The organism is Sphaerisporangium sp. NPDC051011, from assembly GCF_040653595.1.
Taxonomy (GTDB): domain Bacteria; phylum Actinomycetota; class Actinomycetes; order Streptosporangiales; family Streptosporangiaceae; genus Sphaerisporangium.
In genome coordinates, this window is record NZ_JBFAGG010000001.1 from 769,964 (window position 1) to 789,038 (window position 19,075).

General features: G+C 69.6%; 15 protein-coding genes. 4 read left to right on the forward strand and 11 right to left on the reverse strand.

Annotated elements, in window-relative coordinates; translation table 11 throughout:
- Positions 1-125: 125 nt before the first annotated feature.
- Entirely contained in the window at positions 126-659 is a 534-nt protein-coding gene (locus AB0H21_RS03375) for a TetR/AcrR family transcriptional regulator (RefSeq protein WP_358510918.1), read from the forward strand.
- A gap of 141 nt (positions 660-800) precedes the next feature.
- The gene (locus tag AB0H21_RS03380) at positions 801-1,943 is read left to right on the forward strand and encodes an acyl-CoA dehydrogenase family protein (RefSeq protein ID WP_358510921.1); all 1,143 of its coding nucleotides are present in this window, start codon (positions 801-803) and stop codon (positions 1,941-1,943) included.
- 449 nt (positions 1,944-2,392) lie between these two features.
- Here AB0H21_RS03380 and AB0H21_RS03385 read toward each other — a convergent pair whose 3' ends face one another.
- From AB0H21_RS03385 to AB0H21_RS03400, 4 genes are all read right to left on the reverse strand, one after another.
- Positions 2,393-5,854, reverse strand: a complete 3,462-nt coding sequence (locus AB0H21_RS03385; protein WP_358510924.1) for an endonuclease/exonuclease/phosphatase family protein — start codon at positions 5,852-5,854, stop codon at positions 2,393-2,395.
- A 498-nt stretch (positions 5,855-6,352) separates the two neighbouring features.
- The gene (locus AB0H21_RS03390) at positions 6,353-6,664 is read right to left on the reverse strand and encodes a hypothetical protein (RefSeq protein ID WP_358510927.1); all 312 of its coding nucleotides are present in this window, start codon (positions 6,662-6,664) and stop codon (positions 6,353-6,355) included.
- A 142-nt stretch (positions 6,665-6,806) separates the two neighbouring features.
- Positions 6,807-7,661 carry an MFS transporter gene (locus tag AB0H21_RS03395; protein WP_358510930.1) on the reverse strand — a complete coding sequence of 285 codons (855 nt, stop codon included), beginning with the start codon at positions 7,659-7,661 and terminating at the stop codon, positions 6,807-6,809.
- A 50-nt stretch (positions 7,662-7,711) separates the two neighbouring features.
- A complete protein-coding gene (locus tag AB0H21_RS03400; protein ID WP_358510933.1) occupies positions 7,712-7,858 on the reverse strand; it encodes a hypothetical protein in 147 nt (48 codons plus the stop codon).
- A gap of 44 nt (positions 7,859-7,902) precedes the next feature.
- Between AB0H21_RS03400 and AB0H21_RS03405 the strand changes: the two genes are divergently transcribed.
- Entirely contained in the window at positions 7,903-8,022 is a 120-nt protein-coding gene (locus tag AB0H21_RS03405; RefSeq protein WP_358510936.1) for an ALQxL family class IV lanthipeptide, read from the forward strand.
- A gap of 101 nt (positions 8,023-8,123) precedes the next feature.
- Here AB0H21_RS03405 and AB0H21_RS03410 read toward each other — a convergent pair whose 3' ends face one another.
- A complete protein-coding gene (locus tag AB0H21_RS03410) occupies positions 8,124-10,001 on the reverse strand; it encodes a propionyl-CoA synthetase (RefSeq protein WP_358511375.1) in 1,878 nt (625 codons plus the stop codon).
- A gap of 123 nt (positions 10,002-10,124) precedes the next feature.
- On the reverse strand, positions 10,125-11,648 hold the full coding sequence (locus tag AB0H21_RS03415) for an aldehyde dehydrogenase family protein (protein WP_358510939.1): 1,524 nt from the start codon (positions 11,646-11,648) through the stop codon (positions 10,125-10,127).
- 208 nt (positions 11,649-11,856) lie between these two features.
- Between AB0H21_RS03415 and AB0H21_RS03420 the strand changes: the two genes are divergently transcribed.
- Positions 11,857-13,494 carry a GAF domain-containing protein gene (locus AB0H21_RS03420; protein WP_358510941.1) on the forward strand — a complete coding sequence of 546 codons (1,638 nt, stop codon included), beginning with the start codon at positions 11,857-11,859 and terminating at the stop codon, positions 13,492-13,494.
- 10 nt (positions 13,495-13,504) lie between these two features.
- Here the strand turns inward: AB0H21_RS03420 and AB0H21_RS03425 are convergent, their stop codons facing one another.
- The 5 genes from AB0H21_RS03425 to AB0H21_RS03445 form a co-directional block, all read right to left on the reverse strand.
- On the reverse strand, positions 13,505-14,275 hold the full coding sequence (locus AB0H21_RS03425; RefSeq protein ID WP_358510944.1) for a triose-phosphate isomerase: 771 nt from the start codon (positions 14,273-14,275) through the stop codon (positions 13,505-13,507).
- Positions 14,276-14,406: 131 nt separating this feature from the next.
- Positions 14,407-14,877, reverse strand: a complete 471-nt coding sequence (locus tag AB0H21_RS03430) for a ribose-5-phosphate isomerase (protein ID WP_358510947.1) — start codon at positions 14,875-14,877, stop codon at positions 14,407-14,409.
- A 217-nt stretch (positions 14,878-15,094) separates the two neighbouring features.
- Positions 15,095-16,195: an alcohol dehydrogenase catalytic domain-containing protein gene (locus AB0H21_RS03435; RefSeq protein ID WP_358510950.1), complete on the reverse strand. Its 1,101-nt coding sequence runs from the start codon at positions 16,193-16,195 to the stop codon at positions 15,095-15,097.
- The gene (locus tag AB0H21_RS03440) at positions 16,192-18,036 is read right to left on the reverse strand and encodes a dihydroxyacetone kinase family protein (protein WP_358510953.1); all 1,845 of its coding nucleotides are present in this window, start codon (positions 18,034-18,036) and stop codon (positions 16,192-16,194) included. The genes AB0H21_RS03435 and AB0H21_RS03440 overlap by 4 nt, the downstream gene beginning before the upstream one ends.
- Positions 18,037-18,077: 41 nt before the next feature.
- Positions 18,078-18,884, reverse strand: a complete 807-nt coding sequence (locus AB0H21_RS03445; RefSeq protein WP_358510956.1) for a DeoR/GlpR family DNA-binding transcription regulator — start codon at positions 18,882-18,884, stop codon at positions 18,078-18,080.
- Positions 18,885-19,075: the final 191 nt, after the last annotated feature.

Here is a 19,075-nt window from a genome sequence, read left to right on the forward strand (position 1 = left end):
TCCGAAACCAACGACAGTACTCACGTACTATAGAAGGTACCGCTGGGGTTGTGTAGCCTTCCACGGTGAATCACCGAGTTCCCTCTGATCGCGCCGCATCGCGACGCGAGGACCTGCTGGACCAGTTGACCGAGCTCTTCTTGGCCGAGGGCTTCCTCCAGTTCGGGATCGGCGATCTCGCGGCTCGCCTCCGGTGCTCTCGCAGCACCCTGTACTTGGTGGCCTCAAGCAAGGAGCAGATCTTTCTCGCGGCCGTCCGGCATTTCTTCCGGAGGGCGACCACGCGCATCGAGACTCTCGTGGCGAACGATCCGTCACCCCGCTCCCGTCTGAGCACCTACCTCAACGCGGTCGCGGCCGAACTGGCGCCCGCATCGGAAGGCTTCTACTCCGACGTCGCGGCGTTCGCGCCCGCGAACGAGGTCTACGAGGAGAACACCATGCGCGCCGCGGCGCGCGTCGGCGAGCTGGTGAAGGAAGGCATCGACGCCGGGGAGTTGCGCGCCGCCAGTGCCGCCTTCGTCGGGGTCGCCGTCGCCGAGGTGATGAAAGCGATCCAGGACGGCCGCGTCGACGCCGCGGCGAACATGAGCGACTCGGACGCCTATCAGGCACTGACCGATCTCGTCATCAACGGCCTGCGACCACACGAAGGCTGAGTCGACCCGCACCGAGACCTCTCACGGCCGCCGTACGGCGTTCGGAGTGCGAACGGTCGCGCCAAGCCCGCGTACCATGACTAGTACTACAGTCCGCATACCAGTACTATCGCTGTTCCAAGAACGTGGAAGGGGTTCTCGATGCCAGTGACACGCCTGATGCCGACATCCGAGGCGGATGACCTGATCGTTCTGACGCGAAGCATCGTCGACAAGGAGTTGAGGCCCCGAGTCGACGAAGCGGAGCGGAACGCGGACTTCCCCCGCGACGTGTTCCGCACGCTCGGAGCAGCGGGTCTGCTCGGCCTGCCTTACCCCGAGGAGTACGGCGGCGGTGGGCAGCCGTACGAGGTGTACCTGCAGGTGCTCGAGGAGATCGCCACCGCGTGGGCCAGCGTGGGCGTGGGCACCAGCGTGCACGCCCTCTCGTGCTTCGGCCTCTCCATGTTCGGCACCGAGGAGCAGAAGCAGAGGCACCTCCCCGACATGCTCGGCGGCGAACTCCTCGGCGCGTACTGCCTCTCCGAGGCGCACGCCGGTTCGGACCCGGCGGCGATGCGAACGCGCGCCGTCCGCGATGGTGACGACTACGTCATCACCGGCGCGAAGGCATGGACCACCCACGGCGGCAAGGCCGACTTCTACAAGGTCATGGCCAGGACGAGCGACGAAGGCGGTCGCGGCATCTCCTGCTTCCTGGTGCCCGCGGACGCGCCCGGACTCACGGCGGACGTCCCGGAGAGCAAGATGGGCCTGATGGGATCGACGACGGCGACGATGCTGTTCGACGGCGTACGCGTCCCGGTCGAGCGCCGGCTCGGAGCCGAGGGGCAGGGTCTGCCGATCGCGTTGGCCGGGCTGGACGCCGGACGACTCGGGATCGCCGCGGTCGCCACCGGCGTCGCCCAAGGTGCGCTCGATGTGGCGGTCCGGTACGCCCGCGAGCGTGAGACCTTCGGCCGGCCGATCATCGAGCACCAAGGCCTCGCGTTCCTGCTCGCCGACATGGCGGTCGCCGTCGAGACCGCTCGCGCGACCTACCTCCACGCCGCGCGACTGAAGGACGCCGGCAAGCAGTACTCCCGGCAGGCCTCCGTCGCCAAGCTCGTGGCCACCGACAACGCGATGCAAGTGACCACCGACGCCGTCCAGGTCCTCGGCGGCGCCGGCTACACGAAGGACTTCCCGGTCGAGCGATTCATGCGGGAGGCCAAGGTCATGCAGATCTTCGAGGGGACGAACCAGATCCAGCGCCTCGTCATCAGTCGCGGACTCGCGCGGTGACCACCTGCTCGATGGAGAACTCATGCGGCTCGCCGGCGTCACCTTGCCGGATGAGAGCCGGATGAGAGTAGTGGAGCTTCGTGCCCTACCTGGGAATGTCCACGCGCGCCCGTGCGGCGATCTCGACGAGCCGGCCGGGGAGCGCGAGTGCGACCACTCCCCACGCCGTGCTCGCAGGGCAGGGGGGAACCGAAGTACCGACGATGGAAGTCGGACACGATCGGGAAGTGCTCGCGGAGTGCTGCACCTGACCAGAGATTTGGACTCCTCCCCGGCCTGAAGTGGAGGCCGGAGGTTCTCCCGTCGCGTCGCGGTCAAGCGGCGCGCGGGGGTTGACGCTTCGCAGACCGGGCAACCCCCTCGTTCTACCCGCCCACGGACGGTTGAGGCGCCGGGCTTCCTCACGGTCGCCCGGCACCCCTGGTGGGAGGGCTATGCCCCCGCTATGGTCAGCTCTCGGACGGGCCGCCGTTCTCGGCGATCAGGGCGTTGGCGTCGCGCAGGAGCAACGCCTTGACCTGGTCGTCCGAGACGTTCTTAGGATCGTTGACGGCGTCAACGAACTTTTCGAGCTTCTTGACGATCTTCTTCTTGTCCCGCTCTCGGTCCTTGTCCTCCGAGACCATGACCTTGGAGATGCGGTCCTGGAGCTTGGCCGCGCCATGGGCGGTCAGCTTGCCGACCTTCTCGAAGCGGTCGATCAGGGCGGAGATGTCGTTGGTGGAGGTGCCGATGGTGAACTTCACCGTCTGCACGGTCTGGTTGCCGGCGTTGTTGACGGCGGTGACGGTGAGCGTGTGCTCGCCCAGGGCCGGCTCGTGCAGCTTGAGCGTGCCCGGCTGGAACGGCTGCCCGTCCAGCGTGCCGGTCACCGTCTTCACCCCGGAACGGGTGTCGACGACCTGCCAGCCGATCGGCAGGTCCAGGCTGTCGCCGTAGGTGGTGCCGTCCGCGATACCGGAGATCACCACGGTGGGGGAACCGGTGTCGATCTTGACCGTGACCGCCTTGCTCTCCTCGACGTTGCCGGCCTTGTCCGTCGAGCGGTACCGCAGCTCGTGCTCACCCGCACCCGAGACGGTGACCGTCGCGGTGTACGGGGTCCAGGCGCCGCCGTCCAGCGCGTACTCGGTGCCCGCCACACCGGAACCGGCGTCGGTCGCGGACAGGGTCACCGGCACGCCGCCGTTGTGCCAGCCGCCATTGCCCGGCGGGAAGGACGCGGTGGTCACCGGTGCCGTCGCGTCCACCTTGACCGCCAGGGTCTTGGTCTCCTCGACGTTGCCCGTCTTGTCGACGGAGCGGTAGGCCAGCGTGTGCGGGCCGTCCCCGGCGACGACGACCGGCTCGGTGTAGCCGGTCCAGGCGCCGCCGTCGAGCTGGTACTCGGTACGGTCGACCCCGCTGCCCTGGTCGGTGGCCGACAGCGTGACCAGCAGCGCGCTGGTGAACCAGCCGCTCGTCGGCTGGGCCGGGTCGATCGTCGCGCTCGTCACCGGCGCGACCCCGTCGAGGGAAAGGGTGAGCACGGCCGGGTTGTGGTCGGCCACCTTGTGCCCGTCGGCGCCCGCGCCGCCACCGGTGAACCGGTCCGCGTAGTCGGTGTTGATCGGCGCGTAGCGGAAGTCCGCCACCGCGCTGTCCAGCCCGTCGGTGACCAGCACGTGGTCGAGCGTCTGCAGCACGCCCTGGTATTGCGAGCTGTAGCGGAACTCGGCCGGAGCGCTGCCCCAGAGGTTGGTCAGGCTGGTGCCGGTCTGCAACGCGGCCAGCGGCGTCTCGGTCTCGAACTGGTTGAGGTCACCCAGCACGATCACCTGTCGGCCGGCCGCCTCCAGCGACGCCACCTGGCCGCGGAGCCGGTTGGCCTGCTGCAACTGGCAGGCGCCGGACGCGCCTGCGCCGCCCTTGGACTTGAAGTGGTTGTTCACGATGGTGAACTCCCGGCCGTACACCTTGACGTCGAGCGCCAGCGGCGGCCGGTCGTAGGCGAGGCCCGAGTCGTCGCACCCCGGGGTGGTCCTGTCGAACTGGCGCAGGTTCGCCACCTGCACCCCGTCCTTCACCAGGTAGCCGACGTCGATGCCGCGGGAGTCGTTGCCCTCCAGCAGGTACGCGGTGTAGCCACCGAGCGTGGCGGCCAGGTCCCGGAGCACCGCCAGGTTGTAGACCTCCTGCACGGCCACGATGTCGGGACGCTTCAGCAGGCGGTCGATCGCGTCTGCCAGGCGCGCCTTCTTCTCGTCGTACTCGGCCTGGCCGACCGGGGACAGGTCCAGCTCCACACCGACCGGGAAGTAGTTCAGCACGTTGAAGGACACCACCCGGACCTGACCCGGGGTGGCCTGCGGGACACCCGTGTACGGGTAGGCCACCGGACCGTCCACGACGGACGGCAGCGCGCCCGGCTGGGGCATCAGCTTGTAGTTGCTGAAAGAGAAGGAGAGCGGACCCGTAGCGTCGCGTACCTGGTCGAAAAGGTCGGCCGTGACGTAGGTGGTGGACGGAGCCGGCGGCTTGTGCGGGTTGGCCGGGTTGCCGGCGCCCGCGTCGGCGTCGAGCGCGAGGAGCGACACCGGCAGCGGCTCGCCCTCCAGGATCCGGTCGCGGGTGGTCCCCGGCGTGAGGAAGAGCTCGCCGAACTTGTTGGTACCGCCCGAGTTCGCCGTACCCACGGGCAGCTTCACGAGCATGTTCTCCAGCGACTCGTAGTACGCCCTGTCGGCGCCCTGCGACTCGGCGCGCGCCTGGTCGATGACGACCGGGGCCGGCACGGCCGCGGTGCCGAGCTTCGTCGGCTCCTGGCCGATCTGCTCGGCGATCTCGGTGAGGCCGAACTTCTCCTTGACCTGGCCGGTCACCCGGACGACGTCACCGGGGCGGAACGAGGAGGCAGTGTCGACGTACCCGACGAAGACGCCCTCGGAGGTGGCCGGGTTGTTGTCGTCGTCGGACGGCAGCGACTGCAGGAAGATGCCGCGGTCCTCCGGGTAGGTGCGGTTGTAGTCGGCGCCCACCTCGTCGTCGATGCCGGTGACCACACCCTGCACGGTGACCGTCCTGCCGACGCACGGGGACACGGGGCCGCTGCCCTGGATACCGTTGATCTTCGTGCAGTCCGGGGTGGTCGGGTCGGGGTTGCCCGGACCCTCGTTCACCCCGCCCTTGGTCAGCTCCACGTCATCCCAGTACGTGGTCATGTTGGGTAACGGGGAGACGGCCTTGCGGTCCTGTAGGTTGCCGACCCGCACCGAGGTCACGGTGAAGTCGGTGATCCCGAACTTGGTCCGGATGTCGGCGTCGAGGTCCCGGGAGTTGGCGACCCAGTCGCCGTTGCCGGTGAACCGCTCGCCGATGATGTACTTGGTCGTGGCCGAGTCCTGCGGCGAGCCGGTGTAGTCGGTACGCGACATGGGGTGGAAGTAGCGCAGGCTGTTGGCCTGGCCGCCCGAGGTGAACTGCACCTCGGCCATCGCACCGGCCCAGTTCGCGGAGCGCGAGTCGGGGTAGAAGGTCTGCGCGGCGTCGTAGCTGAAGTACAGGTCGTTCGCGCTCGGCACGTTGACGTTCTGCTGGGCGGCGATGCCCATGACGCCAAGGTTCGAACCAACCTGCCAGAACATCTCAAGTCCGAATTGCCCATCCGGGATCGGACTGGGCGGCGGATACTGACCGGACGCGTTGAAAGTCTGGACGACCCACCGATACGGAGCGGTCTCATTCCCAATCAGCACCGGCGTCCACCCGGTGGGGGCGGCCGCGTTGGCGCCGGGCTGCTCGAAGCTCGGGTTCTGCAGGTACTCGGTGACGGTGTCGGCCTGGGCGACCGCACCCGACAGGGGTGCGGCGACCAACGCGGCCACGATCACGGCAGCGATCCGCCGGCCGATTCCTCGCTGGAGGGATCTCATGGCGTAGTTTTCCTCCTCGTTGTGCGCGGATTCATGATCCACATCCGCAGCCAAGCGAGTCGGGATGGCGTAGCGCTGAATTCCGATCGGCTACCAACCGTCGATTTGGCACGATCTACTACTTATGTCGCCGCACCAAGTGGCTCATGAGGCCACATCCCCGCGACCGCAGCCGTTCACCCGCTGGTCGATCCGCGAACGTCGATCCGCAAACAGCGGAAGCCATCCGATGCGGTGCTCCGGGCCGATGGGGAAGCCCATCGGGGCCGGCGCGATGAGATCCTCCTCGATCAGGGCCGGGCCAGGCTCCCGTACGAAGAAGGCGAAGGCGAACCTCGATCTTCGGGAGTCGCGCCCTTTCTCGTGCCCGAATTGGGCCAGTTATTACATGCGGCGAAGGCCGGTGCCGGCCGCACGCAAGAAATCAAACCCGGTCAAAGCTTCGAGATGCCGGGGCCATGGCCCACCGCCCCCGCGTACGCGATTTTCCGGCGAAACCTACATGTAATAGAATGCCGCAATGCCCATGAAAATCCAACCACCGGCGAATACGAGCAGGCTGCCCAGCAGGAACCCGATAGCGGCTCCGAACCGGCGGTATCCACGGCCGTACGACTTCGTCTGGAGTAAGCCGATCACAGCGCCCGCGATCGGCACTCCGGCTGCCGTGACGATCGATGGAAGTTTGGGCGAGGGAAACCAATCACGGAAAACCCACATGGACACGGCGAGCAACACGGCGGCCAGTAGTGCGAAACCAACTGTCACCTGCTCGTAAGGCGATCTGCTTTCGTTGTCCTGATAATCCACAGGATGAGTGTCTCATGAGCCCAGTTACGCACGAACTGGTGTTCTCGACCCAGAGCGGCTTGCGGCGGTGCCGATGCCCTGACGATCGGCGCCGCTGGCGCCATTTCAGCGGATTTCGGCTCTATTTACAAACGCCATAGGACTACGGGAGATCACTTGACACCGCTTGCGGGGTGCTTACAACCGCCTCCTCTCCGGGGGGGCCGGCCGGCAGCCTGGTGGCGAGCACGGCGGCCATCCCGCAGGCCGCGATCAGCGCGACGAACAGCACCGTGCCGAGCTCACGCTCCAGCAGAGCACCGGCGATCACCGGCCCGATCGCGAACCCCGTGGTGTAGGCCAGCGTCGCCGCGCCGTTGTAGCGGCCGCGCAGTGACTCCGGCGCGAGTTCGTTGACCAGCGGAGGCACGGTCGGTGACATCAACGTCTCGCCCAGGCCGAAGACCAGCGCGGCCAGCAGCACCGCCGCCACCGCGGCCCAGCCGGACATGCGGCCGGAGGCCAGCACCAGCGCCCACGTCACCGCCCACGACAGGCACAACAGCAGCAGGGCGGTCCGGCGTCGTATCCGGTGGAGCACACGGAGCACCAGCAGTTGTGCCAGCGTGACGGTCACCATGTTGACGGTGAAGGCTATGGCCAACATGCCGGCGCCCAGCCCCGTCTGGGCGGTGTAGGCGGGCAGCGCCGAGGTGAACTGGGCGTAGCCCGCCGTGACCAGCACCGCGATCAGCAGCCAAAGGCGCAGGAAGACCCGGTCGGACACCACCGCGCGGTACCCGCCGTCGGCCGCGTGCTCGGGCGGATCGGCTGGAGGCACCGCGACCGGCCATAGAAACATAAGGGGTATCGCCAGCAGGAAGCTGGCCGCGTCCAGTCCGTACAGCAGGGCGTAGGAGGGATCGTGGCGCGCGCTCACGATGAGCGCGGCGGCGGTGCCGCCGATCGCGAAGCCGGCGTCGCGGGGGTGCTCGGCTTCCTGCTCCGGCTGCGCCACGGCGGCGCCCGCTGGTGGATGGTCGACTCGCCCGACGTGGTGGTCCCGCCTCAGGCGGGGAAGGCCACGTCGGCGAGTTCGACGACGCCGGCGGGGACGTTCTCGCCGAACGTGCCGTCCGGTTCCTGGTCTCGGGAGCCGCGTGAACCAGCGGCTCCGAGGACCCTTTGATGCGACGCGCGACGCGTCGATCTCATCGGGTCGAGTCATTCCTCGTCATTGGAGAAGGGGGGTGAAAGCCATGGAGATCGATCTCAACGCGCTGCAGCTTCTGCCGGTCGAGGAACCGGTGGAGTTGAAGCCGTGCCTGCCGTTGAGCACCTGCTTGTACACATGTACGCCCAAGGTGACCGCGGGCTGATCGCTTCCGCCACGGCCGGCGGGCCGGGCCTTCCCACCGCCCACCGGCCTCGCGGGTCGCGCACGCCCTCGAGCGTACTTGGCTGGAGCGAACAGGTCGCGTCACTCCCGGCGCAGGTGCGGGCGTAGCGACTCCAGCACTCCCGGGTCCTCGATCGTCGAGGGCACGGGCTCGTCGTGGCCGTCGGCGATCGCGCGCATCGACTTGCGCAGGATCTTCCCTGACCGGGTCTTCGGCAGGCCGTCCACGATCGTCACCTCCTTGAACGCGGCCACCGGGCCGATGTCGCGGCGCACCGCCGCGACAAGCTCCGCCTGGAGGGTCTCCGGCGCGATGTCCACGCCGGCCTTCAGCACCACGAAGCCGCGCGGCACCTGCCCCTTCAGCGAGTCGCGCACGCCGATCACCGCGCATTCGGCCACGGCAGGGTGCGCCGCCAGCACGGCTTCCATGGAGCCGGTGGACAGGCGGTGCCCGGCCACGTTGATCACATCGTCGGTGCGGCCCATGACGAACAGGTAGCCGTCGGAGTCGACATAGCCGCCGTCGCCGGTCAGATAGTAGCCGGGATACCGGGACAAATACGACGAGAGGTACCGTTCGTCGTCGCCCCACAGCGTCGGCAGGGTGCCGGGCGGCAGGGGCAGCCCAATACAGATCGCACCCTCGGCGCCCGGCGGCACCTCCTGCCCCGATGGGTCCAGGATCCGCACGTCATAGCCGGGCACCGGCACGGTGGGAGAGCCGGGCTTGATCGGCATCGGCTCCAGTCCGCGGAGGTTCGCCGCGATGGCCCATCCGGTCTCGGTCTGCCACCAGTGGTCCACGACCGGCACGCCCAGTTTCGCCGAGGCCCACCGGTAGGTCTCCGGGTCGAGCCGCTCGCCGGCCAGGAAGAGGGTACGGAACGCCGACAGGTCGTACTTAGCCGTCTCGCGGGCGTCCGGGTCCACCTTCTTGATGGCCCGCACCGCCGTCGGGGCGGTGAACAGGGCCTTGGCGCCGTACTGGGAGATCACCCGCCAGAACGCGCCGGCATCCGGCGTGCCCACCGGCTTGCCCTCGTAGAGCACCGTGGTCGCGCCGACCAGCAGCGGTCCGTACACGATGTAGGAGTGGCCGACGACCCACCCGACGTCCGACGCGGTCCACCACACGTCTCCCGGCCCGATGTCGTAGACATTGGCCATCGACCAGGTCAGCGCGACCGCGTGACCGCCGTTGTCGCGCACAACGCCCTTCGGCTTACCCGTGGTGCCCGAGGTGTAGAGGATGTACAGCGGGTCGGTCGCCGCCACGTCGACGCAGCCGACCGGCTCGGCCGCCGCCATCAGGTCGTCCCAGTCGACGTCGCGCTCGCCCATCCGGGCCCGCGCGGGGTCGCGCTGGAGCACGACGACCTTCTCTGGGGCGTGCGGCGTGGCCGCGATCGCCTCGTCCACGATCGGCTTGTACTCGACGACCCGGCTCGGCTCGATCCCGCAGGAGGCGCACACCAGCGCCTTCGGCGCGGCGTCGTCGATCCGGGCAGCCAGCTCCTTGGGCGCGAACCCGCCGAACACCACCGAGTGCACCGCGCCCAGCCGCGCGCAGGCGAGCATCGCGATCACTGCCTGAGGCACCATCGGCATGTAGATCACGACGCGGTCGCCCCGTTCGACGCCGAGGCCGCGCAACGCCCCGGCGAACCGCGCCACCTGGTCGCGCAGCTCGGCATAGGTGTACCGCGCGGTCGCGCCGGTCGCCGGGGAGTCGTAGAGCAGGGCGGTGCGATCCCCGTGCCCCGCGTCCACGTGCCGATCCAGGGCGTTGTAGCAGGTGTTCAGCTCCCCGTCGGGGAACCAGCGGTAGAACGGCGCACGGTCGGCGTCCAGCCCGCGCCGGGGGCGGCGCGACCAGGTCACCGCGTCGGCCGCCGCGAGCCAGAAGGCATCCGGATCTTCCAAGCTCGCCGAGTGGACGTCCTGGTAGTCACCCATCATGATCCCGTCAGTCGTTCGTAGCCGACGCATCGCTCCCTCGGCAGCCGGGGTAGCGCGGCAGGCGAGTGTCCCATGACGCCCAGGGAAACCCTGGGCGGCCCTCGCGCACGGCCTACTCGATCAGAAGAATCCCTGGGCGTTTTGAGAGTATGACACCAGGATGTTCTTCGTCTGCTGGTAGTGGTCGAGCATCATCTTGTGGTTCTCGCGACCGATCCCCGACTGCTTGTACCCGCCGAACGCGGCGTGCGCCGGGTAGGCGTGGTAGCAGTTCGTCCACACCCGGCCCGCCTGGATGTCCCGGCCGGCCCGGTAGGCGGTGTTGCCGTTACGCGACCACACCCCGGCGCCCAGGCCGTACAGGCTGTCGTTAGCGATCTTGATGGCGTCGTCGTAGTCATCGAACCTCGTCACCGAGACCACCGGCCCGAAGATCTCCTCCTGGAAGACGCGCATCTTGTTGTCGCCATCGAACACCGTCGGCTGGACGTAGTAGCCGCCGGACAGCTCACCGCCGAGATCGACCCGCTCACCACCGGTGAGGATCTTCGCGCCTTCCTTCTTACCGATGTCGATGTAGGAGAGGATCTTCTCCAACTGGTCGTTGGACGCCTGCGCGCCGATCATAGTGTCGGTGTCCAGCGGGTTGCCCTGCTTGATCTTCTTCACCCGCTCCACCGCGTCGGCCAGGAACGACGAGTAGATGGACGACTGGATCAGCACGCGGGACGGGCAGGTGCACACCTCGCCCTGGTTCAGCGCGAACATCGCGAAACCCTCCTGCGCCTTGTCGTAGAAGGCGTCCCGCGCGTCCGCGACGTCGGCGAAGAAGATGTTCGGGCTCTTGCCGCCCAGCTCGAGGGTGACCGGGACGATGTTCTCGCTGGCGTACTGCATGATGAGCCGCCCGGTGGTGGTCTCCCCGGTGAAGGCCACCTTCCGGATTCCGCTGTGCTGCGCGAGCGGCTTGCCCGCCTCCACGCCGAACCCGTTCACCACGTTGACCACGCCTGGCGGGATCAGGTCGGCGATCAGCTCCAGCAGCACGTGGATCGACGCCGGGGTCTGCTCGGCCGGCTTGAGCACCACCGCGTTGCCCGCGGCCAGCGCCGGGGCCAGCTTCCAGGTGGCCATCAGGATCGGGAAGTTCCACGGGATGATCTGCCCGACCACGCCGAGCGGCTCATGGAAGTGGTACGCGACGGTGTCGGCGTCGAGTTGCGAGATGCCGCCCTCCTGCGCCCTGATCGCGCCGGCGAAGTAGCGGAAGTGGTCGATGGCCAGCGGGATGTCGGCGGCCAGGGTCTCCCGCACCGGCTTGCCGTTCTCCCAGGACTCGGCGACGGCGATGGCCTCCAGGTTCTGCTCGATCCTGTCGGCGATCTTGTTCAGCACCTCGGCGCGCTCCGCCGGCGAGGTGCGGCCCCACGCGGCCGCGGCGCCCTCGGCGGCGCGCACGGCCCGATCGACGTCCGCAGCGGTCCCCCGGGCGACCTCGGTGAACGTCGCGCCCGTGATCGGTGTCGGGTTCGCAAAATATTCACCACCGGCCGGCGGCACGTACTCCCCGCCGATGAAGTGGTCGTACCGCGGGCGAAACTGAACCACGCTGCCCGAATCTCCTGGCGCCGCATATATCGCCATGTGTTCGCCCTCCTGGGTGCTGTACCGACGAGATGCAGTGAAAGTAGAGACCTGGACGTTGCAGCGCCGTTGCAGGGGCGTGAACGGGGGATGTGCCGCCCTTGTCCGCGAAGGAACGGCAAGGCATGCTGCTGTGAGCAAGACCAATGCGGGGGCGGTCGCTCAGGTGGGCGCAACTGCCCTCGTCGACGTCGCCGCGGAGTGCACCATGGACGCTGAGATTGCGGAAGCCGCGACCACCATGGATCTGACATCCGATCCCACCGAACAGTTCCACGTTTTGCAGCAGGTTCACGAGGCCGTGCTGAGCGGCGACCGGCCGCGGGTGACACCGCGTTCGGTGATCTTGGATTCCTGGCGGCGCTCCCTCGCGGCACGGGTCGATCCGGAGGTTTTCCGCCCGCCGATGGTGTACAAGCCGGAGGACGTGCCGGACGTGCGCTCCGCACATCCGATGCGCGACGTGCTGCCCCTGCTGCGCGAACTGCTCGTCAGCATCGCCGACGAGTCGTCGTACGTCATGATCGTCACTGACGCGGACGGCACCATCCTGTGGCGGGAGGGGCCCGCCGAGCTGTGCCGGCTCGCCGACCCGGTCGGATTGCGCGAGGGCACCGGCTGGGCGGAGGGGGCCATCGGGACCAACGCTATGGGCACGGCCCTCGCGGTCAACGCTCCGGTGCAGATCTACTCCGCCGAGCACCTGGTGCGCGCCTACCACACGTGGACCTGCGCCGCCGCGCCCGTTCACGACCCCGACAGCGGGCGGGTGCTCGGCGTGATCGACATCAGCGGACTGCTGCAGGAGCTGCACCCCGCCATCGTCACCCTGGTCTCCGCCAGCGCACGGCTCGCGGAGAGCCATCTACGCAGGCAGATGGAGTTGCGAGACGAGCGATTGCGGGTGAAGCACCTGTCCCACCTGATCGGCCTGCGCGGCGAGCCCGCCGCGCTGCTCACCACCACGGGGCGGGTGATCGCCGCAGAGCCGTACGGCGGGCCGTGGCCCGCGCGGCTGCCCATCCGGGCCGGCAGCGACCGGGTGCTTCTCGCGGACGGTCGCGAGGCGCTGGTGGAGCCGCTGTCCGAGGGCTACCTGATCCGGCTGCCGAGGTCGGCCCAGGCCTCGCCGGCGACGCGGCGCCCCATGCTGTCGCTGTCGTTCCTGGGCGACCGGCCGGTGGCGGTGCTGGACGGCCGGGAGCTGCCGCTCACCCTGCGGCGCGCCGAGCTGCTCGCGCTGCTCGCGCTGCGCCCCGCCGGGCTGACCGCCGAGCAGCTCGCCCTCCAGCTGTACGGCGACGACGGCAACCCGACCACGGTGCGCGCCGAGATCCACCGGCTCCGGGCCCAGCTCGGCGAGGCCTCCATGACGGCCAAGCCGTACCGGCTGCGAGCCGAGGTCGAGGCCGACTTCCTGACCGTGCGCGACGCGCTGCGCTCGGGCGACATCCGCGCCGCGGTGGCGGCGGCGCACGCCCCGCTGCTCGCCCGGTCGGAGGCGCCGGCGATCAGGGCCGAACGCGACCAGCTAGTCACGGCGCTGCGATCCGCGGTCCTCGACACCCGGGACCACGAGGCGCTGTGGACGTTCGGGCAGAGCGAGCCCGGCAGCGAGGACATCGAAGTGTTCGAGCGCCTCATCGGGGAGTTGCCCGCGCACGATCCGCGTCAGGCGGTCGCCGCGGCCAGGCTCGCATGGCTGCTCAGGGATGACGACGATACCGCCGATACCGCCGATACGGCTGGGATCAGCCGTCACGCAGGGTCCGGGAGAGCCCGGATTCGCCCGCATGGTCCTGCCGCGCCGGTCGCGGCGGCTGTCCGGGGCCCGCGTCGGGCGTAGCCCCCACTGGTCACTCGTCGACGTATCGGCGGCCGATCGCCAGCAGCCGCAGCAACCCGTCCACACTCCACGCGGCCCGCCCGACGAAGAGGCCGTCGGCCGGCGTCTCGCGAAGCAGCGCGGCGGCGTTGCCCGCGTCGACGCCGCCCCCGTACAGCAGGGCCCGGCAGCCGGCCCCGGCGCCCAGCCGGCGGGCTTCCTCGGCGATTCGGCTCATCACCGGCGCGACCTGTTCCGGCGTCGCCGGGGTGCCGCCTGCCCCGATCGCCCACACCGGCTCGTACGCGATCAACGTCTGACGTATCTCCTCCGGTTGGAGCCGGGACAGGGCCGCCCGCACCTGCGCGGTGACGAACCGCTCCGCGTCACCGGCTGCGCGCACCGCCCCCGGCTCGCCGACACAGATCAGCGGCAGCAGGCCGTGATCGACCGCCGCCCGGGCTTTGCGCGCCACCGTCTCGTCGGTCTCCCCGAACTGCTCCCGCCGTTCGGAATGGCCCATCTCAACGAGCTGGGCGCCCGCGTCGGCGACCATGCGCATGGAGACCTCGCCGGTACCGGCCCCCTCCGGCGCCCAGTGTGCGTTCTGCGCGCCGAGCAACACGGGCGCTCCGGCGAGCTGGTCGCGGACGGCCGCGAGGCTCGTGTGCGCCGGCAGGATGAACGGCCGCACCTCGTCCGGCAGCGGCGTCTCGGCCAGCGCCTCGGCGAGCAGCCGCGCGTATTCGCGGCTCTCCCCGATGGTCTTGTTCATCTTCCAGCTCGTACCGATCCAGACCATGGCCGGCGCCGGCTCCTCTCTCGTCGGTCAGCCGGCCGGGTGGCCGGCGGGAAACGCTTCCACCTCGTCCCGGGCCCGCGCCGGTGCCGCGTCGATGACGACCGCCCCCGCCGCGGTTCCGCCCCGTGCCGTCACGCCTTGGTCCTCGCCTCGTACTCGCTGATGGCGGCGACCTTCTCCGCCGACGCGGAACGGGGGTCGAAGCGGTAGCCGAGCCACTCCCTGGCCAGGCGCCGGGCGAGTTCCAGGCCGACGACCCGCTCGCCCATGCAGAGCACCTGCGCGTTGTTGCTCAGCACCGCCCGCTCAACGGAATAGCTGTCGTGGGCGGTCACCGCCCGGATCCCCGGGATCTTGTTCGCGGCGATCGCCACGCCCATGCCGGTGCCGCAGATCAGCAGGGCCCTGTCGGCCTTGCCCTCGACGATGAGCCGGGCCGCCGCCGCGGCGACGTGCGGGTAGTGGGTCTCCTCGTCCTCGTCGACGCCGACGTCGATCACCTCGCTCACCCGGTCGTCGGCCTGCAGATCCTTCGCCAGTTGTGTCTTGTAGCGGAGCCCGGCGTCGTCGCTGCCGAGCACGATCCGCAGTTTGTCACCCATCGTCGTTCTCCTTGGTGGGGTGTTTCGGCGACACCGCCGGAGGTGCGGCGGCATCGCCCCGTTCGGGTCCTGGTCCGAAGGCCCGCGGCTACTGGCGGGCACCGCGCCGGCGTATTGGGGAGGGGGCCGGCGCGGGTCCCGCCAGTAGCCGCCGGCCAACGGCCAGACCTGTCAGACCGGGCCTGCCGAAATCCGGGCCTGCCGGCGGCCGGCGGCGTCAGCCGGGGATCAAGGACACCTTGATCGACTTCGTGCCGTCGGCGACCAGGTCCAGCCCGTCCTGGAACCGGCTCAGCGGCAACTGGTGGCTGCAGATCTGGTCCATCGGCAGCTTCCCGGACTCCAGCAGCCGGATCGCGGCCGGCCAGCAGTGCGGCCCGAGGTGCGCGCCGAGCACGTCCAGTTCCTTGTCGTCGCTGATGATGCTCCAGTCGACGGTGACGTCGGAGCCGAAGACGCTGTACTCGACGTAGCGGCCGAGCTTGCGCAGCAGGTTCAGGCCCTGGGCCACCGCGGAGGGGTGCCCGGTGCCCTCCAGGTAGACGTCGGCGCCGTAGCCGTCGGTGAGGTCCTTGACGATCGCGACGGCGTCCTGCTCGGCGACGTTGATGGTCCGGGTGGCGCCGCACAGCTTGGCGAGCTCCAGCTTGTCCTGCGACATGTCAAGGGCGATCACCTCGGCCGGGAACTTCTGGGCCGCACCGGCGATCATGCCGAGGCCGATCGGACCGCAGCCGGCGACGACCACGACGTCCTCGAACCGGATGTTGGCCCGCTCGACGGCGTGCAGCGCGCACGACAGCGGCTCGGTGAACGCCGCGTGGGCCGGAGGCAGGTCCTTGCTGATCTTGTAGACGAGCGCCTCCGCCGGATAGACCATGTACGACGCCATCCCCCCGGGGTGGCGGCGCTTGAACCCGTACATCTGGTGCGGGGCGCACATCCAGTACTCGCCGCGGAGGCAGTATCGGCACTTCCAGCACGGCACGATCTGCTCGGACACGACCCGGTCGCCGACCTCGACGCCCCAGCGGCGGGAGGCCTCCTCGTCGAGCTGCACGATCTCACCGACGAACTCGTGCCCCGGGATCACCTCGGTCTCGGCCCATGCCGGACGGTTCTCGTCGCCCCAGAACTTCGCCGCGCCGTGGTAGCACTTCAGGTCGCTGGCGCAGATCCCTACCGCCTCGACGCGGACGAGCGCCTCGCCCTTGCCGGGCTTGGGCACAGGCACCTCCTCCAGGCGGTAGTCCTCCGGGGCGTGACAGACCACGGCCTGCATGGTCTCCGGAATCGGCTGGACGCTTGTCGCAGTCATCGCGCTTCTCCTTGGTTCAAATCGGCGGGGGGCAAATCGGCGAGAGTCGAATCGGCGGGCACGCCGCTGTGCGCCGCCGCTGTTGGCTGATGAGAGACAACGAAGGCTGGACCACTCACGCAGTCGGCCTGCGCGAGCACCTCCCCGACGGCGGTGAGGATCAGCCCCATCGAGACGGCGCCCGCGTCGGGTGTGCCGACGCCGCGCTCGGCCAGCGGCCTGGCCCGGCCGACCCGCGCCCGAAGTGACGCGGTCGCGGCCCCGGCCTCGACGGCGGCGGCGGCAGCCACCCGCCACGCGTCGGACAGGTTCAATCCGGCGCCGAGCTGCCGGTCCAGTTCCTCGGCGAACGGCAGCAGAGCGTCGAGCATCGTCTTGTCGCCGCGCTCGGCCTTGCCGACCCGCTGAATCGCCGCGGCGCCCGCGTGCACGGCGTCCCGCAGCAGCGCCGGGGTGACCTCGTCGGTGTTGCCGAGGACGGCGCCGACGGCGGCCAGGCCCACTCCCCACAGCAGACCGCTGGTGCCGCCGGCCTTGTCGCCGAACGCGTCACCGGCCACGGTCAGCACGTCGCCGACCCCGCCGTCGGCCGCCTCAGCCGCCGCCTGGGCCGCCCGCAGGCCGCGGACCATGCCGATGCCGTGGTCACCGTCGCCGGCGACCGCGTCGATCCTGCCGAGGTTCTCCTCATTCTCGGCCACGACGGCGGTCATGGCCGCGATGGCCCGCCGGGCGACCCCGGCCGCCGCGCGGGACACCGGGCTGGCCTCCGCCGGGCGCTCGTCGGTGACCTCCTGTTCCGCCACGTCGGTCCGCCTGGCGTACGTCGGCAGCGTGGAGGTCTCGCCGCGCCGGAAGGCGGCGGTGTCGGCCGGGGCGAGCCAGTACCGTTCCAGCTCGTCGTCCAGCCAGGTCAGCGACAACGAGCAGCCGGCCATGTCGAGGCTCGTCACCAGCTCGCCGACCTCGGGCAGCACGGGCTCGACCCCCGCGGCGGTGAGCAGCCTCTGGACGTGTCCGTAGAGTACGAACAGCTCCTCGTACTTGGTGCTGCCCAGACCGTTGAGGATCACCGCCGCCCGCCCGCCGGCGCCGGCGGGCCGCTCGGCGAGCACGGCGTCGACCAGCGCCTGGGCCAGCTCCCTGGCGGGCATCCACTCCCCCGTACGGATCCCCGGCTCGCCGTGGATGCCGAGGCCGAACTCCATCTGGTTCTTTTCGACCGAGAACAGCGGCTCGGCCCGGCCGGGCAGGGTGCACCCGCCGAACGCGACCCCGAAAGAGAAGGTGGCGGCGTTGGCCGCGCGCATGACCCGCTCGACGGTGTCCACGTCGCAGCCGCTGTCAGCGGCCGCACCGCCGATCTTGTAGACGAGGAAGGTGCCGGCGATGCCACGCCGCCGGTCGGCCTCGTCCGGACCGGCAGAGGCGATGTCGTCGGTGACGTACACGTTGCGGCAGTCGATGCCGGCGGCGCGCAGCCGCTCCTGCGCGCCGCCGAAGTTGAGCCTGTCCCCGGCGTAGTTGCCGTAGGAAAGGATCACGCCTGCGCCCCCGTCGGCCGCCCGGGCGATCCGGACGACCTGCTCCGTGGACGGGGAGGTGAAGACATCACCCAGGACGCAGCCGTCGGCGAAGCCCGGGCCGACCGTGCCGGAGTACGACGGGTAATGACCCGAGCCGCCGCCCACGACAAGGCTGACCTTTCCCGCCCGGGGGCCGCCCCGCCGGATGAAGCCGGATGCGCCGGGCACCCGCTCGACGTAGCGGCCGTACGCCGCGGCAAAGCCCTCGATGACCTGTTCCTTGAAGTCCGAGGGGTCGTCGTAGATGTGCGTCATCGCCAGTCTTTCCTACGCGCGTGTCGATGTGTTGTGGTACGTCATGTGGCGACCTCGTACCGGATGCCGGCCGCCTTCCACGCGTCCAGCACCTTCGGGTCCGCTCCCGCGTCGGTGATGACGAGGTCGAACACGTCCAGCGGCACGATCTTGTGCAGGGCGACCCGGCCCAGCTTGCTGTGGTCGACCAGCAGGAAACGCCGGGTCGCGGCCTGCACCATCGCCCGTTTGAGGGCGACGATGCGCTCCTCCTGATGGAAGGCGTCGGTCGCCGAGATCGCGGAGGTGGACATGAACAGGGCGTCGGCCTGCAGGCCCGCGATCTGCTCGATGGTCTGCAGCCCGACGAAGGAGTCGTGCGGCATGTCGTAGACGCCGCCGAGGCCGATGACGGTCAGGTCCACCTCGGCCGCGAGCTGACTGAGCCGGCGAAGTCCTTCCAGGAATGTCGTCGCCACGTGGAGAGGTGCCCGCTCACGCAGTCCCTCGATCATGTGCATGACCGTGGTCGAGTCGTCGAGCAGCACCGACATGCCGGCGTCGACGTAGCGCAGCGCCGCCGCCGCGATCGCCTGCTTCTCTTCGGTGCGGGACATCATCCGGTACGACATCTGGGACTCGAAGACTCCGGACGGCTGGGCGGTCACCCCGCCGTGGAACCGGCGCACGATGCCGCGCCGCTCCAGTTGTTCGAGGTCGCGGTGGATCGTCATGATGCTCACCCGGAACTCGGCGGCGAGTTCCTGCGGCGAGCAGGAGCCCTGCGCGGCGACGCGTTCGGCGATCTGCCGCTGCCGCGTCTCGGTCTTGCGCTCCCGCTGCCGGAATGGCCCTTGGCCGTTGGTCATCTGATGTCCTCGTGATCGCCGGGGGTCGGTCATGGACTGGCACGCACTGCTGTTCGCCCGTGCCGCTGGATAGCATCCTCCCGATGCGGGCGACCAGGCTGTCCCGCCGCGTTTGCGGGCCTGGTCCTTGCCCTGGGCGCGAGGTGGCTGCCACCGCCCACGACCGACCACCCCCTCGACGTGTCGCCGTA

Coding starts and splice junctions, on each gene's coding strand:
- AB0H21_RS03380 (WP_358510921.1), top strand. CDS start 801: ATGCCAGTGACACGCCTGATGCCGACATCCGAGGCGGATGACCTGATC.
- AB0H21_RS03385 (WP_358510924.1), bottom strand. CDS start 5,854: ATGAGATCCCTCCAGCGAGGAATCGGCCGGCGGATCGCTGCCGTGATC.
- AB0H21_RS03400 (WP_358510933.1), bottom strand. CDS start 7,858: ATGAGATCGACGCGTCGCGCGTCGCATCAAAGGGTCCTCGGAGCCGCT.
- AB0H21_RS03405 (WP_358510936.1), top strand. CDS start 7,903: ATGGAGATCGATCTCAACGCGCTGCAGCTTCTGCCGGTCGAGGAACCG.
- AB0H21_RS03410 (WP_358511375.1), bottom strand. CDS start 10,001: ATGGGTGACTACCAGGACGTCCACTCGGCGAGCTTGGAAGATCCGGAT.
- AB0H21_RS03415 (WP_358510939.1), bottom strand. CDS start 11,648: ATGGCGATATATGCGGCGCCAGGAGATTCGGGCAGCGTGGTTCAGTTT.
- AB0H21_RS03420 (WP_358510941.1), top strand. CDS start 11,857: ATGGACGCTGAGATTGCGGAAGCCGCGACCACCATGGATCTGACATCC.
- AB0H21_RS03425 (WP_358510944.1), bottom strand. CDS start 14,275: ATGGTCTGGATCGGTACGAGCTGGAAGATGAACAAGACCATCGGGGAG.
- AB0H21_RS03430 (WP_358510947.1), bottom strand. CDS start 14,877: ATGGGTGACAAACTGCGGATCGTGCTCGGCAGCGACGACGCCGGGCTC.
- AB0H21_RS03435 (WP_358510950.1), bottom strand. CDS start 16,195: ATGACTGCGACAAGCGTCCAGCCGATTCCGGAGACCATGCAGGCCGTG.
- AB0H21_RS03440 (WP_358510953.1), bottom strand. CDS start 18,036: ATGACGCACATCTACGACGACCCCTCGGACTTCAAGGAACAGGTCATC.
- AB0H21_RS03445 (WP_358510956.1), bottom strand. CDS start 18,884: ATGACCAACGGCCAAGGGCCATTCCGGCAGCGGGAGCGCAAGACCGAG.